We start from the raw sequence: 15,055 nt of genomic DNA, 5'->3' as shown, positions 1-15,055 counted from the left end.
GGCACAGCGGATCCACTCGGCTGCCCCGGCAGGGCGGATACCCGGCACAGACGAACCACCCGGCCGATCCAGCCACGCGGTCACCCCGGCACAGGCGAGAGGTTCGCCCGACCCGGCTGCGCGGACGCTCAGCCCAACGGATCCACCCAGCCGAACCCGCTACCCCCGGCACCCCAGCTTGACTCGCTCACGCAGCCAATCCAGCCACGCAGGCACCCAGCACAGACGAGCCATCCGGCCGACCGGCCACGCGGGCTTCCCGGCGCAGCCGACCCACCCAGCCGAGACCCGACCACGCGGGCACCCAGCACAGCTGATCCGGCCACGCGGGTATCCAGGGGCGCGGCCGAGCACCTAAGCCGAACTGGCCGCGCGGGCTCTCAGCCCCACAGGCCCACCCAGCCGGTCCGGTCACGCGGGCATCCCCGCGCAGCCGATTCACCCGGCCAAATCGGCCGCGCGAGCATCCAACCCAACCGATCCACCCAGCCGAACCCGGCGCACGGACGCGCCTCCTCAACCGACCGACCCTGCCGAACCACTCAGCCGAACCGGCGCGCGAGCGCGCCTGCTCAGCCGACCGACTCTGCCGAACCGACCAGTCGGGCATCCCGGCGCAGCCAACCCCGCCGAGCCGAACCGAGTTACCGGCCCAGTCCGCCCGGTCAACCCGAGTCACCCGGCCAGTCCGCCCCGCGAAACGAGTTACCGACCCAGCCCGCCAGCCGACCCGGCCCACCGGTCCACTCCGCTCAACCGATCCACTCGCGAGCGTCGCGAAGCAACCCGAGCATCCCGGACACCAACCGCATCTGGTCCACCGTCCTGATGTCGGCTTCGAGCAGCTTCGGGGAGCACACCAGGACAGCGACGGACTGCGCGCGGGAGAGAGCGACGTTCAACCGGTTGCGGGACAACAGAAAATCAAGGCCTCGCGGCAAGTCTACCGCCGACGAGGACGTCATGGTGGTCACCACAACGGGTGCTTCTTGACCTTGAAACCGGTCCACTGTGCCGACTCGGACGTCGCCGAAACCGGCATCGGACAGGGCGCGCGTCACTACTCGCGCCTGCAAATTATACGGTGCTACGACTAGGAAATCGGCATCAGTGAGCGGCCGCCCCTCCCACGAACGGCCGTGCAGCGACTTGATCACCGACACCACTTGCTCGGCTTCCTCCACCGAACGCGTGGTGTTCCCGCGATGCTCGACCGATGCCAGATAGAGACCCGACGGGAAGCCGTCGATGGAACGTTCCGCGGTGGGATGCGAGTGCAGCAGACCCGCGTACGAGAGGTTCGAGACCGGCGCGCACACGGCGGGATGCATGCGGCGCGTCAAGTCGAGGAAATAGCCCAGTTCCGGCGGAATGATGTCCGCCTCGCCGATCAGGTGGCCCAGCGCTGACGCCTCCGCGCCCGCCGGATGCGTACCCTGCACGACCTGGGGCAGCTGCTGCGGATCGCCTAACAGCACCAGGTTTTTCGCGCACATCGAGACCGCCAGCGCGTCCGCGAGGGCGAACTGACCGGCTTCGTCGATCACGAGGACGTCGAAGGGTTCCTCGCGCACGGCGGCGTTGGCGAAGGTCCAGGCGGTGCCGCCGACCAAGTGACCGGTGTTGTGTTCTTCCCGCCAACGTACCAGCGCGGTGTTGCTTTTTGGCTGTTCCCAAGGCAACGACGGATCCGGCATCCGCTTCGCACGTTTGGCGCAGGCCATTTCCGGCGCGTTCTCCATGGCCGCCGAGAGCACGTTCTCGACCGCTTTGTGGCTGTTCGAAGTGACGCCGACGGTCCGGCCCGAACGCACCAGGTGCGCGATGAGTTTTCCGGCCAGGTAAGTCTTTCCGGCTCCGGGCGGGCCTTGGACGGCGAGCACGGAACCGTCGAGCTGATCGACCGCGGTGATCACCGTCGCGACTAAATCTTCGCCCGGTTCGGGCAATCCGCCACGCAATCGGGGGATTCTGCGCAGCAGGTCGACGCCGGGGTGCGACGGCAGCGCAGGCAGAGTTTCCCTCACCAGCCGGGCGAGATCGGCTACCGCCTCGTCCTTCGGCGACGGGCGCACTGGGCTGCCCGGCAGGACCGCCGCGGGGAGGTCGTTGGACGTCCGGTCCGGGGCGCTGCTCTCTTCCAGAGTCACTTCGACGGCGGTCACGGACACGACTTTCGCGTCGCGAGCATCGGCACCGTAACGCAATCGCACGTCGTCGCCGGGTGCGAACGGATGTGGACGGTCGGGGTCGCAGCGCACGACCAGCGAGCGTTTCGCGGTGCGCAACCGGCCAGACGGCGGCACCCACTCGCCCGCGGTGACCGACACCGGGACCGCGCAGGTCGTATCGACTTCGAGGTCGCTGAGCGGCGCGGCCAGCTGGCGGAAGAACTCCCACCACGCCGGGTTCGTCTCACGGCGGTGGTAGCCGACGGACGCGGCCAGCAGCGCGCGGGCGTGGTCGTCGGGGGTGAAATCCGCGGGGTCTTCGGGGAGGCCGTCCAGGAGCGGGTCGACCAACGCGGCCATCGCGGCGGCGCGCTCAGCTCGGCGCTGGGCGGCTTCCTCTTCTTCGGTGCGGCGGAGCAGAGCGTCCACTTCGGACTCGGGATCCAGCTCGGCCAGGGCGATTCCGGCTTCGGAGCGCACGCGGTGGAGGAATTCGTGCAGGCGCAAGGTGGAGACGCAGTCGTACTCATTGTAGTCCGCGATGCCGCGCAGCACTTCGTCGGCCTGCGCGGTGTCTCCGGCGGAGGAGAGCGTCAGATAATCCTCGTACGCCTCGATGCTCGACGCTGCCGTTTTTACCTCGCCCGCGCGGGCTTCCGGCATGTACAGTGGTTCTAAATACTTGATCGAATACGACCGCTGTCCTACCCGCAAAGCCTTGCGCACCACGGCATACAGGTCGATCATCGCTCCGCTGCGCAGCAGCTCGTCCACGGCTTCCTCGCGCGTGCCGTGAATGGCTGCGAGCCGCTTGATCGCCGTGACCTCGTACGGCGCGTAGTGGTAGACGTGCGCGTCGGGGTGTTCCGCGAGCCGTGCGGTGGCGAAGTCGATGAACTCCTCGAACGCTCGTTTCTCCTGCGCGCGCGAGTGTGCCCAGAACGGGGTGAAGCGCCCGTCCGGGGTGACCGCGCCGAAGAGGTACTCCAGGCCGGTGCCGGCCAGGCCGTACGGGTCGCCTTCCATGTCGAAGAAGACGTCGCCGGGGCTGGGTTCGGGCAGTTCGGCGAGCGCGTCCGGGGCGATGATTTCGTAGGCCAGCTCGCCGGTTTCGTCCTGCCGGACCTGAATCGCGGCCTGCGCGCGCAACGAGGCGAACGTGCCCTCGGACATGTCGCGCGGACGGTCCGCGGGCTCGGCGCTGGCGAGCGCGTCGATGGTGCCGAGGCCAGCGGTCACCAGCTTGCGTCGCTGCTCGCTGCGCATTCCGGCGACCAGGGACAGGTCGCGGTCGGCCTCGCGCGCGGACGAACAGTGGTCGGCGAAGGCGCATCCGGTGCACGCGGGACGCTCGTCGGCCCAGATCCGGTCGGGCAGCTGCGGCGGACGGTCCTGCAACCGGTCGCGGAGCCGGTCGACGAGCGGGAGGAAGTCGTCGACGCGGAGGCTGCGCGTGCTGCCGTCGCCCAGCAGCAGATGCATCTCCGGCCCGGTCGGCCAGCCGCCCCGGCGCAGAGCGTCGGCGTACGCGGTGAGCTGCACGACCGCGGACGGTTTGGCGTGCCGGGCGAGTTTCGTGTCGTAGACCTCGTAGCGGCCCTGGTCGTCGCGCAGGAGGAAATCGGCGCGGCCGGAGAACTCGCCGTCGTGGAACACCGCCTGGTAGATCACCGGTGCGCCCGCGCGCAACGCTTCCTCGGTGGCCTTCGCCGCGACGACCGGATCGTGCTCCTCGATCTCGACGACCTGCGTCCGCTCGTTCCGCAACCGGCCGAGCGTGGCCACCTCGTGCGCGCGGCCGTGCTTGACCGCCAGCCGATCGGGTGCGGAAGTGGGCCGCGGCGCGCCGGGTATCCCCGCCGCCAGCGCCTGCTTGAGGATGCTTCGGTGCTCGCATTCGAGCAGGTCAGCGAGATCAGACGGCGTGTACATCGCCCGGCAGTCTGTCACGGGTGCGGGCGGGTTCTGCCGAGGCGGGGGCCGACACGCCGCCCGGAATTGTCGGTGGTGGGTGCGATGATCTTGGAGTGGTGGAGAGAGGGCGAGATGGGAGGTGAGTGCTGGGATTTGGGATGTCGAAGGCGGTTGGTCGGTTGGGGCGGCTCTGGTTTGGAGGGGTGTGGGAGGTCTGTGTTGAGTAGGGCTCGGTGAGCTGTGGGGCTGGTGAGGTTGCTGGTCGGGTCGTTCGGCGGGGTGCACACCGTCGGGGCGACGTTGGCTGGGTGGCTCGCGGCCTCGGTGTGACGCGGGGCGGCTGGGCGGCGCGCGGCGGCGGTGTGACGCGGGGTGGCTGGACGGCGTCCGTATGACACCGAGCCAGCGCTCAACCCCACACGAGGGCGTGGCGGCAGCGCTCAACTCGAGACGACGTCGTGGCACCCGCAGGACGAGGGCGTTGTCGATCCCGCCGTGCTGCGAGGTGCGCACCACCCCGACGACCCCGTCAGGGTGGCGCGCCGTCTCGCTACGGCGTCGAGCGGCTGAGCAAACGCTCGAGCCAAGACTCGCGCGCCGCGACGCACGCCTGTGCCAGTGCGGATTCTGGGGCGAGGTCATAGAACCCGTGGAACGCGCCGCCCCAGACGTGGAGTTCTGCGTCGCCTCCGGAGGCCCAGAGGGCGGTTGCGAAGGCGACGTCCTCGTCTCGGAACACCTCTGCCGCGCCGACGTCGATGAACGTGGGTGGGAGGCCGCTGAGGTCGGTTGCTCGCGCGGCGGCTGCGTAGGGCGAGACCGCAGCGGTGCCTCGGCGGTCGCCTAGGACCGCGGTCCACGCAGTCAGGTTGCTTGTCCGGTCCCAGACACCGGTGCCGTCGTACTGGCGTGCCGACGTCGTCTCGTTGCGGTCGTCGATCATCGGGCATTGCAGCAGCAGGCCGAGCAGCGCCGGACCGCCGCGGTCGCGGGCCAGCAACGCCGTTCCGGCGGCTAGGCCTCCACCGCCGCTGCCGCCGAACATCACCAGGCGGGCGGGGTCGAAGCGCAGGGTGGCCGCGTTGGCGGCTGTCCAGAGCAAACCGGCGTAGCAGTCCTCGACGGGGACCCCGTCGGGATGTTCTGGGGCCAGCCGGTATTCGACGGTGACGGCGACCGCGTCGTACTTCATCACCCAGTCGATCAGCGGGCCTGCCGAGGCGAATCGGTCTCCCATGACCATTCCGCCGCCGTGGAGGTGGTAGACGGCGGGGCCGGGGGTTTCGTGGTCGGTGCGGGAGAGGACAGAGACCTCGATCTCCGCGTCGGCGTAACCGGGGATCGTGTGGTGGGCGCAGCGGACCGGGCGGTCGCCGATTTGTTCTTCGATGCTGGGGAAAGGGAGGCTTCGGTAGTGCGGCAACCGGTCGGCTGTCATGCCGACTGGCACGTGGCCGTCGAGGGTGGGCAGCGCCGCGGAGAGTTCCGGGTCGAAGGGCGGACGCGGCAAATTCTGCGTCATGGGTGCTCCTGAGCATCATCGGGTCCTCGCCGCAGGCAGAGCGCACTGGGACGGCGAAGGGGGTTTGGTGAGACAGAGTTGTGCCCGGGCACCGGTCGGCTGGTACGCCGCCGAGGGAGCCCGGCGGCTAGGCTCTGTCCACCTCGATGAGCATGTCGTGAGACTACCCTACGGCCCCCAGCATCCAGTGCCAGATTTTCGGCAGACAAGCGAGAAGCTGCTGTCGGGTAAGGGCTTCTGGCGACGGCGTCGGCGTCGGGCTGGGTGAAGCAAGCGGGAAATCTGCTACCGCAGATCGTCACGGCGGCGAGACAGTGCAGCAGTCTCCGCGGTATTGCCCGCCAATGCGATCGCCCGCTCATAAGCCGCGCGGGCTTCCGGAGTGCGGCCTGACCGGCGCAGCAGGTCGGCGCGGGTCGCGTGGTACGGGTGATAGCCAGCCAGCCGGTCCGCGAGCTGGTCGACCAGAGCCAGCGCTGCTTGCGGCCCGTCCAGTTCGGCGACCGCGATCGCGCGGTTCAGGGCGACGATCGGTGACGGATCAACACGGACGAGCTGGTCGTAGAGGGCGAGGATCTGCGACCAGTCCGTCTCCCGCATGGTCCGCGCGGACGTGTGCACGGCGTTGATCGCGGCCAGGATCTGGTACCGGCCGGGAGCTGCGCCGGCGGCAAGGCGTTCGCGGACCAGCCGGTGGCCTTCGGCGATCAGCGTCGAGTCCCAGAGGGCACGGTTTTGTTCTCCCAGAGCGACCAGCTCACCGTTCGCCGAGACGCGGGCGGGGCGGCGGGCTTCGGTGAGGAGCATCAGGGCCAGCAGGCCGGTCGCCTCGCCGTGGCCGGGAAGCAGGGCGCGGATCAGTCGTGCCAGCCGGATCGCTTCGACGGTCAGGTCTTGGCGCACGGGATCGGTGTCGGGTCCGGTGGCCAGGTAGCCCTCGTTGAAGGCGAGAAACAGCACCGTGAGCACGCCGGAGACGCGAGCGGGGAGGTCGTCGGCGGAGGGCACCCGGTAGGGGATGCGGGCGGCCTTGATCTTGGCTTTCGCGCGAGTGATCCGTTGTCCCATGGTGGCTTCCGACACCAGGAAGGCGCGGGCGATTTCGGGCACAGTCAGGCCGCCGACCATGCGCAGGGTCAGGGCGACCCGGGCTTCGGCGGCCAATGCCGGGTGGCAGCAGGTGAAAATCAGGCGGAGCCGGTCGTCGTCGATGAGGCTGGGAGGTTCGGTCTCGTACACCGGCTGGGCCTCCCGGTGTTTGCCGTCGCGTTTGTTCTCGCGGCGGAGGCGGTCGATGGCTTTGCGGGCGGCGGTGGTGGTCAGCCAGGCGCCGGGGTTGGGCGGCACGCCGTCGGACGGCCATCGCTCCACCGCGGTCGCGAACGACTCGGCGGCGGCTTCTTCGGCGATGTCCAGGTCGCCGAAGCGTTTGGTCAGACCGGCGACCACCCGGGCCCACTCCTCGCGGTGGGCACGGGTGATCGCTTCCCGGACGTCGCTCACCGGAACGGCCGCACCTCGACTTTCCGGTTGCACGCTTTCGACCCTTCGGCGGCGAGTTCGAGGGCCACGTCGAGGTCCGGCGCTTCGACGACCCAAAACCCGGCCAGGTACTCCTTCGACTCCAGGAACGGGCCGTCGGTGACCATCCCCGCGTCGCCTCGGTTGTCGATGACGGTCGCGGTTTCCGGCGCTGCCAGGCCGCCGGCGAAGACCCAGTGGTTGCCGGTCCGGAGGCGGTCGTTGAAGACGTCGATCGCGTCGTGTTCCTCCGGCGTGGCGAGGGTGGGCTGGTCGTGGACCACGGAAATCAGGTACTGCATGCGAGGATCCTCTCCCGTCTCGCAGGTCAGCGGCCCGCGTACTGCGGACGTCCGGCCGGGCGCCAGACCTGGGTCGTCACGCCGTTGGTGTCCACTCGCGACTCAACCAGATCGAGCGCCAGATCCGGGCCGTTCTGCGGAAAAAGCCGCTTGCCCTGTCCGACGACCACCGGGATCACGAGCAGGATCATCTCGTCGACCAATCCCTGCGCCAGCAACCACTGAACGAGAGTGCCGCTGCCGTGCACCTGCAGTTCGCCGCCCGGTGTGGCCTTGAGGTCCGCGACGGCGGCGGCCAGATCGCCGGACAGCACGCTGGTGCCGGACCACCCCGGGTCGGTGAGCGTCGTCGAGGCCACGTACTTCGGCCGTTCGTTCAGCGCCCGCAGAATGGGCTCGCGACCGGGGACGTCCTCGACGCTCATGGCACCCCACGAGCCGGCGAACAGGTCGTACGTCCGGCGGCCGAACAGGAAAGCGTCGGCGCGCTGGTAGGTCTCGTTGATGAACGCCAGCGTCTCGCGGTCGCCCTTGCCCAGTGCCCAGCCGCCGCGTTCGAATCCGTTCCGGCGGTCCTCGTCGGACGCGGCGCCGTTGCCCTGCACTACCCCGTCAATGGTCACCTGGGTCATCGTTTTCACCTGCATGGTCACGGTTCCTTCGCTTCGGTGCTGCCCCTCGCGGGCTGCTTCACCTCTGCTACGAACTCCGGCGACCCGATCCGACAGCGCGGCCGAAAATCTTCAAGAAAATTTCTGGGGAGCCGCCTCCAGCCAGCCGACGACTGCGCGGACGAAGCCGTCCATGCTGGTCAGGGGCTTGCCCGCGAAGACCGCGTGCAGGTGCTCGACGCCGATCAGGTCGTTCCACGCCCGGGCGCGGCGGCAGGTTTCTTCGTCGGCGGCGGCGCGGAGGACGTTCCAGCCGTACCAAGTCGCGACGAGTGCGGCGTCGATCGCGGGGTCGGCGAGGCAGGCCAGGTCCCAATCGAGAACGCCAGTCAGTTTGCCGTCCGCGTCGAAGTGGACGTTGCTGCCGCCGAGGTCGCCGTGGAGGAGCCTCGCTGGGGCTTCGTCGAGCGCCAGCAGCGTGTCGAGCCGTCGCCGGACGCCGTCCTGCCACTTCGTCGGCAACCGGGGGATGACGTCCTGCACGATTTCCACCCAACCCAGGCCGTTGGCATATCTGCGCGGCCGATGGAGAACGGCTTCCAGCTGCGGTGAGATCTCAACCTCGCGCAGTGCTGCCAACAGCGGACCGAACGCTGCCGGATCGCCGACGCCTTCCGGCAGCCCCTCGCCGCCGATCCACGAAACCGCGACCGCCGCGCGTTCCCCGAACGTCGTGACTGGGGTCAGCGGCTCCGGCACCGCGAACGGCAGGCCGGCTGCCGCGACCGCGCGGAGGATCTCGACCCGGCGGGGCAGTTCGGCGGCGGAATCGGGGCGCTTGCTGATCCGTACCGCGGCGACGCCGGGCAGCAGCACGACGTGGTGCATATTTCCTTGCGTGGCAAGGCGGGCAGAGCCGACCGGGGCGTCAGGGACGAGCGCTTCGGCGATTTCCAGCAGGTCGGCGGGGACTGGTTGCCTCATCGCGCACCTGACCGGCGCGGAGGCAGCGGGACGACGTCCAGGTCCCGGGCTACGTGGATCTCCCCGTCGAACACCTTCGCGGCCTCGTCGCGGAACCGATCGGCCTCCTCGTACGGATACCGCTGCGAGAAATGCGTCAGCAGTAGCTCCCGGGCACCCGACTCCGCGGCGAGGCGACCGGCATCAGTGCTGGTCAGGTGGCCATAGCGGTAGGCAAGGTCGGCGTCTTCGGCACGGAAGGTCGATTCGGCGATCAGCAGGTCCGCCTCGCGCGCGCAGGCGAACGCGCCCGCGCACAGGCGCGTGTCCATCACGAACGCGACCACCTGACCCGGGCGCGGCACGCTCACGTCCTCCAGCCGGACCACGCCGTTCTCGGTCGCGAGTACGCCGTCTGCCTGGAGTTTTCGCACAGCGGGACCTTGCACGCCCGCCGCGGCGAGCGCGTCCGGCAGCATCCGGATTCCGTCCGGTTCGGCGTAGCGGTAGCCGAAGCAGTCGATGCGGTGTTCCAGCGGGTACGCCGACAGCGCACCGCCCAGCGGGCCCGGTGCGGAGATCGGCAGCGGGACCAGTTCGGCGCGTTCGTGGAACGACGTCGAGTGCCGCAGCCGGTCGAAGTACTCCTGGCCGGACGCCGGGTAGTGGCAGCGGACCGGGTGCGCGACGTCGTCCAGGGACAACCGCTGGATGATGCCGGCGAGGCCGAGGCTGTGGTCGCCGTGGAAGTGGGTCACGCACAGGTGGGTGAGTTCGCTAGCCGTCGCACCGGCGTACATCATCTGCCGCTGAGTGCCCTCGCCCGGATCGAAGAGGACGCCGTCGGTGTCGAAGCGCAGCAGGTAGCCGTTGTGGTTGCGGTGCCGGGTCGGCGTCTGGCTCGCCGAGCCCAGCACCACTAGCTCGCGTCGGGACATGACGATCATCTTCGCGCCGCGCCCGGGTTCGCCGCCACCGAAATGAACTCCGCGGAAACAAGGCGCGGCCGTCCGGGACGGAATGAACCGGACGGCCGCGCGTTGTTCTCAATTATCGCCGAATGAATTCGTTCGATCACTTTCCGCGAATTCGATCTTCAGCCCGCCTCGGGAATTGCCAGGGTTTCCCGATACCAGTTCCGGGCTTGGGCCAATCGCACGCCGAGACCCGGTCCCGGGGCCACTCCGGTGACCTTCCAGACCTTATCGCTGTCGTACCAATGGTCCCGGGTGAGCAGCGACCATTGGTGCTCGCTGAGCCACGGCGTGCGCGCGCGATGTTCGGCGAGCGGCCAGTCTGCCTCGGGTATCGGCAGGTCGAGCAGGGTGCAGACGGCTTCGAGCAGCTCGCGCATCCGCACCGGTTCCGGGTCGGCCACGTGGAACACCTCGCCGGGGCTGCCCAGTGCCGGGTCGAGCGCGAAGGCACTGAGCACAGCAGCGAGATCCCACGACGACACCACTGATGTACGAGCCTTGCCGCCTTCGGCCCAAGCCGGTGCCGCCCGCAACCACTTCACCAGCGCCGGGACCACGTGCCGGTCTCCGTCGCCGTATACCAGGTGCGGCCGCAGAACGATCCCGCCAGCGGCGCGGACCTGCTGTTCTCCGGCCAGCCTGGTGCGGCTGGTGGCCGAGGCGGGCCCGAGGTCGAGCATGTCCTCGGGCGCGCCACGGTGTTCGCCATCGCGGTAGACCGCGCAGGTGCTGAGACAGACGATGCGGCGCGTGCCCGCGCGGTGCGCCTCCGCGAGGAGCCGGGCCGTGCCGCGATCGTTGACCTCGGCGCATTCCTCTTCGGTACCGCCGATCCGGGACGCGGCGTGCACGAGCGTCGTCACGCCCGTGCACGCCCCGGCCAGTCCGGCGGCGTCGGTGAGGTCGCCTCGGTGGATCCGCGCGCCGGATCGCGTGATCCACTCCGGCACCGCACCGCGCGCCAGCACCCGCACCGCGGCGCCGCGGACGAGCAACGCCCGCAGCACCGCCGAACCGATGAACCCGGTCGCTCCGGTGAGGAGGATTTCCCCGGTCGTACTGTCCGCCCCCAGGCCGGCAGTCATGACCTGCGCATCGCCAGGACACCGGACGCCACGGGACGGCCCTTCTGCTCCGCCACCACCCGCACCAGCGCCGATCCGTCCTCGTCGGTGCCGATTTCCTCCGCCGTCAGCAGGCATTCGGAGTCGAACTCGATGTAGACGGAGAACTCGAAGTCCGAGCGCAGCGGCAGCGCGAACGGATCGCCGAGCGTCAGCAGCGCCGCCTGGCGCGCGCCTTCCAGCAGCACCATGCCCGGGACGTGGTCCACCGAGTGATCGAACAGGACCGGGTGGTCCGGATCGAACTGCAGCGACCAGATTCCGGGCGACGCGGTCTCCGCCACCAGCACGTCTTCCTTGCGCTCCCGGCCGACGAGCACCGGGTCCACGGTGGGCAGCGCGATGGCTTGGAACGGAGTCGCCGCGAAGTGGTCGCCGCGCAACCGGCGGTAAACCGCCGGGGACACGCAGCGAATGGTCTCCGCGGCGGTGCCGACCAGTTCGCCGTCGCGGAAGCAGCCGAACTCGAACCGCATGCCGCCGATGGCGCCGCCCCGGCGGAGCACGTCCTGCACGTTCGCCCGGAGCACCACGTCGATCGGCGTGCCCGCGGTGACCAGCCCTTCGGGGGTGATAGAGCTGGTCTTGCGGCCGGAGACGAACGCGGTGCCGAGCGAGACGCCGTACGCGCGGTGGGCGACCAGCATGATCGCCTGGCGGAATGTTTCCAGGTAGAGCATGGGATCGTGCGATCCCGGAGTGCGCGGGCCGAAGAAGCCGTGCCGGCGCGGCCACTGGGCGCCGACCTCGAACCGGTCCTCGCCCGCGATGTTCAGATCAGTGACGAACACTTCCGAGACGGCCGCGCGGTGCACCAGATTGCGCGGGATGGTCTGCTGGAAGTCGACCGGGCGGCCGCCCGGCGAACTTTCGCCATCCGTGATGAAGGTTCTTCTGACAGACTCCTCTAACACCGTACCGACCATGTCGGTCCTCCCAGAAAAAAAGTACTACCCCAGTACCCCCACCACATTTTTAGCGGAAACGCGCGGACAAAACCATACCTACCTACCGGTTTTTTTCTCTGGCTCCTGGACCGGACCGGCGGTAGACTGGCGTGTCAGCGTGGCCCGCGCCGGGCCCGCAGCCCCCGGAAGGAGTTACAGTGGCTCGCCAGGAACGCGCGGAGCAGACCCGAAATGCCATCCTCGACGCGGCCGCGTCCAGGTTCGACGCGGTCGGCTTCGTCGGTGCGAGCCTGTCGGACATCCTCGCCGAGGCCGGAGTCACCAAGGGCGCGCTGTACTTTCACTTCAAGTCCAAGGAAGAGCTCGCGGACGCGCTGATCAACGAGCAGTTCACCGTGTGGGACCCGCTGGCCGACATCGAGAACCCCGGATTGCAGACGGTCATCGACCTCACCCAGAACATGGGGCACAGCCTGCGCAAGAACGCGCGCGTGCGCGCCAGCATCCGGCTGGTCATCGAGCAGGGCTCGTTCGTCACGCCCGCCGCGGGCGCGTACAAGCAGTGGACCGACACCATCCACGGCTGCCTGCTCGCCGCGAAAGCAGCTGGTGACGTGCGGAAAGACGTCAACGCGCACGATCTCGCGCAGTACGTGGTCGCGTCGTTCACCGGGAGCCAGCTCAGCTCGCAGGTGCTGACCGGGCGGACCGACCTGCACGAGCGGGTCACGTTCATGTGGCAGACGATCCTGCACGCGGTGGTCCCGCCCCGGCGGCTGCACAAGTTCGATCCGGCCGGGACTTTCCCGCCCGACGCCGAATGAGGCCTCGACCGCCCGGGTAAACCGGGCGGTCGGTTTTTGTGGGGAGACTGGTTTGGGATGCGGTGCGCTGGGCCTCGCTGCCTGGTCGCCCGCCTGCGACAACCCGGCCCACAGCCGCGGCAGGGGCGGCGCGTCGACGACCGCGTGCCGGGAGCTTTCGAAGCGGGGTTGGCTGGATTTCCGCCGCTGATCGTGCAGCGGCACCTGCTGGATTTCGGCCGCTGACCGCGCAGCGGCACCTGCTGGATTCCAGCCGCTGACCGCACGGCTGAACCTGGTGCGGCGCAAGGAATTCACTGCCCGCGTCCCGGAATTCCGCCTCGCAGGTCCGCCGCTCAGGTGCCGGTCGCCTCGGCGGCCGTCGAATCCGCGGGCTGGGAAGCCTCGATCACCCGCCACAGCTCGGAAAGCGTGCTCACCAGGTCTGTGCCAGCCGGGATCGTCCCGCTCGCCGCAGCCGATTCCAGGCCTACGCAGGTCACGACGACCAGCAGCGCCGCCATGTCCGGGCGGACGTGCGGGCTCAGCTCGCCCGCCCCGTGCGCCGCGGCGATGTGCGCGCGCACCTGGCCCAGCCACGCGCGGACGAAGGCCACGAAACGCGGGTCGTTCGAACCCATTTCGCGGGCGAGCCGGAAGCTCGCGCCCACCTTGGCGTCTTCGGCGAGCCAGCCCATCAATGCCCGGCTCAGGTCGGCCAGCCTGCGCAGATGCGGACGGCGCCCGCGGGCTCGCGCGACGTGCTGGTGCAGGACCGCGACGGCCGCGGATTGGACTTCGTCGCAGATCTCGTCCTTGGAAGAGAAGTGGAAGTACAGGCCGCCTTTGGTCACGCCCGCTTCGCGTGCGATGTCCACCATGCTCGTGGCCGCGTAGCCGTCCCGGTTCAACAGCACCGCCGCGGCGTCCAGCAGCAGAAGCCTGGTCAGCTCCGCACGGGCCTGTTTAGTCACCGTCTTTCCCCATCGTCTCGCGCCGGGAACTACACGGCGTGCGTTCCGACCGGCTCATCATGACATACCGACCGCCCGGTTTACCAGCTTTCATAGCCGATTACCTGGCCAACTCGGCCAACTCAAGATCAAAACAGACCAACCTCCCGGTTTTTGCTTGAAAACCGACCTCCCGGTTTGCTATGGTCCCATGGTGGACCCGGCTCGGACCGGCAGGCAGCGGCGCTGGGGGCGCCGCCGGGCGGGTCCGGCGCGAGAGACACCGGAGGGCAGTCATGCTGAACTACGAAATTCTCGGACAGATCAGAGTGAGCGGCCAGCCCGGCGTCTGCGCCCCGCGGGCCCGCAAAATCGAGACCCTGCTGTCCGTTCTGCTGGCGAAGAACAACCAGGTAGTCACCGCTGAGCATCTGATCGGCGAGATCTGGGGCGAGCATCCGCCGGCGCGAGCTAGCGCGGCGTTGTACGTGTATGTGTCACAACTGCGAAAACTGTTGCGGGGCACCAACAAGGATGCGGAAGAGAGCCCTGTGGTTACCAGTCCGCGGGGGTATTCGCTGCATGTCGGGATCGACGAGCTGGATGCTGATCGGTTCACCCGGCTTTACGAGCAGGGGCGGGCGCTGCATTGGGACCGCAGTTATGGTCAGGCTGCCAAGGTGTTGCGGGACGCTACGAATCTGTGGCGTGGGGCGGCTTTCGGCGGGTTTACTGACTCTCCTGATGTGCAGGCGTATGCGACGTTGCTCGAGGAGAGCCGGCTGGGGTGTCTCGAGCTGCTGATGGAGACTGAGCTGTTGATCGGGCGGCACCGGGAGGTGGTGGGTCAGCTGTCGGCGCTGGCCAAGGAGCATACGCTTCGGGAGACGTTTACCGAGTATTTGATGACTGCGCTCGCTCGGTCCAATCGGCGGGCTGAGGCGTTGGAGACGTTTGCTTCGGCTCGGCAGAATTTGGTGCAGCAGCTGGGGATTGAGCCGGGGAGTTCGTTGCGGAAGCTGCATCACAGTATTTTGGCTGGGGAGATGTCGGACGCTGTTTGAGGGGTGTGGCTTGGGGGTGGCCCGGTCTTCCGTTTTGGCGGGGGGCCGGGTTTTTTGTGCGGCTGCGCCGCGAGAAGAAGGGCGGGGCGGTGGGGCACCCCGAAGCCCGAGTGTGCTGACGGTTCTGGGGTGGTTGTCAAGGCGGGAAAGATGCCTTGACAACCACCCCCAAACCACAAGGAAGGATTTCTCTCGGGGTTCCGGGAAGGGGGTGGGTGCCCC

12 protein-coding genes are annotated in these 15,055 nt (G+C 68.7%); 2 read left to right on the top strand and 10 right to left on the bottom strand.

Annotated elements, in window-relative coordinates; translation table 11 throughout:
* Positions 1–752 precede the first annotated feature (752 nt).
* From ACZ63D_RS12810 to ACZ63D_RS12770, 9 genes are all read right to left on the bottom strand, one after another.
* On the bottom strand, positions 753–4,103 hold the full coding sequence (locus ACZ63D_RS12810) for a TM0106 family RecB-like putative nuclease (RefSeq protein WP_465354438.1): 3,351 nt from the start codon (positions 4,101–4,103) through the stop codon (positions 753–755).
* A gap of 532 nt (positions 4,104–4,635) precedes the next feature.
* A complete protein-coding gene (locus ACZ63D_RS12805) occupies positions 4,636–5,607 on the bottom strand; it encodes an alpha/beta hydrolase (protein WP_465354437.1) in 972 nt (323 codons plus the stop codon).
* Positions 5,608–5,892: 285 nt separating this feature from the next.
* Complete coding sequence (locus ACZ63D_RS12800) at positions 5,893–7,110, bottom strand: RNA polymerase sigma factor (protein WP_465354436.1); 1,218 nt, start codon at positions 7,108–7,110, stop codon at positions 5,893–5,895.
* The gene (locus ACZ63D_RS12795) at positions 7,107–7,430 is read right to left on the bottom strand and encodes a YciI family protein (protein WP_465354435.1); all 324 of its coding nucleotides are present in this window, start codon (positions 7,428–7,430) and stop codon (positions 7,107–7,109) included. The genes ACZ63D_RS12800 and ACZ63D_RS12795 overlap by 4 nt, the downstream gene beginning before the upstream one ends.
* A 26-nt stretch (positions 7,431–7,456) precedes the next feature.
* Positions 7,457–8,077, bottom strand: coding sequence for a dihydrofolate reductase family protein (locus ACZ63D_RS12790; RefSeq protein WP_465354759.1), 621 nt, complete (start codon positions 8,075–8,077; stop codon positions 7,457–7,459).
* A 96-nt stretch (positions 8,078–8,173) separates the two neighbouring features.
* Positions 8,174–9,025: an aminoglycoside phosphotransferase family protein gene (locus tag ACZ63D_RS12785; protein WP_465354434.1), complete on the bottom strand. Its 852-nt coding sequence runs from the start codon at positions 9,023–9,025 to the stop codon at positions 8,174–8,176.
* Positions 9,022–9,942 carry a ribonuclease Z gene (locus tag ACZ63D_RS12780; protein WP_465354433.1) on the bottom strand — a complete coding sequence of 307 codons (921 nt, stop codon included), beginning with the start codon at positions 9,940–9,942 and terminating at the stop codon, positions 9,022–9,024. Before ACZ63D_RS12780 ends, ACZ63D_RS12785 begins: the two co-directional genes overlap by 4 nt.
* 158 nt (positions 9,943–10,100) lie before the next feature.
* The gene (locus ACZ63D_RS12775) at positions 10,101–11,066 is read right to left on the bottom strand and encodes an NAD-dependent epimerase/dehydratase family protein (protein WP_465354432.1); all 966 of its coding nucleotides are present in this window, start codon (positions 11,064–11,066) and stop codon (positions 10,101–10,103) included.
* Positions 11,063–12,019 (bottom strand): ScbA/BarX family gamma-butyrolactone biosynthesis protein, encoded by a 957-nt coding sequence (locus ACZ63D_RS12770; RefSeq protein WP_465354431.1) that lies wholly within the window; start codon positions 12,017–12,019, stop codon positions 11,063–11,065. Before ACZ63D_RS12770 ends, ACZ63D_RS12775 begins: the two co-directional genes overlap by 4 nt.
* Positions 12,020–12,210: 191 nt before the next feature.
* Here ACZ63D_RS12770 and ACZ63D_RS12765 point away from each other — a divergent pair, with 191 nt between their 5' ends.
* Positions 12,211–12,837: a ScbR family autoregulator-binding transcription factor gene (locus ACZ63D_RS12765; RefSeq protein ID WP_465354430.1), complete on the top strand. Its 627-nt coding sequence runs from the start codon at positions 12,211–12,213 to the stop codon at positions 12,835–12,837.
* Between the two features lie 335 nt (positions 12,838–13,172).
* Here the strand turns inward: ACZ63D_RS12765 and ACZ63D_RS12760 are convergent, their stop codons facing one another.
* Positions 13,173–13,790, bottom strand: coding sequence for a ScbR family autoregulator-binding transcription factor (locus ACZ63D_RS12760; protein WP_465354429.1), 618 nt, complete (start codon positions 13,788–13,790; stop codon positions 13,173–13,175).
* A 275-nt stretch (positions 13,791–14,065) separates the two neighbouring features.
* Between ACZ63D_RS12760 and ACZ63D_RS12755 the strand changes: the two genes are divergently transcribed.
* The gene (locus tag ACZ63D_RS12755) at positions 14,066–14,833 is read left to right on the top strand and encodes an AfsR/SARP family transcriptional regulator (protein ID WP_465354428.1); all 768 of its coding nucleotides are present in this window, start codon (positions 14,066–14,068) and stop codon (positions 14,831–14,833) included.
* Positions 14,834–15,055: the final 222 nt, after the last annotated feature.

It is taken from the genome of Amycolatopsis sp. NPDC104775 (assembly GCF_055583325.1).
Note: the sequence above shows the minus strand (reverse complement) of the source record. Positions and strands in the feature narration are given on the sequence as shown.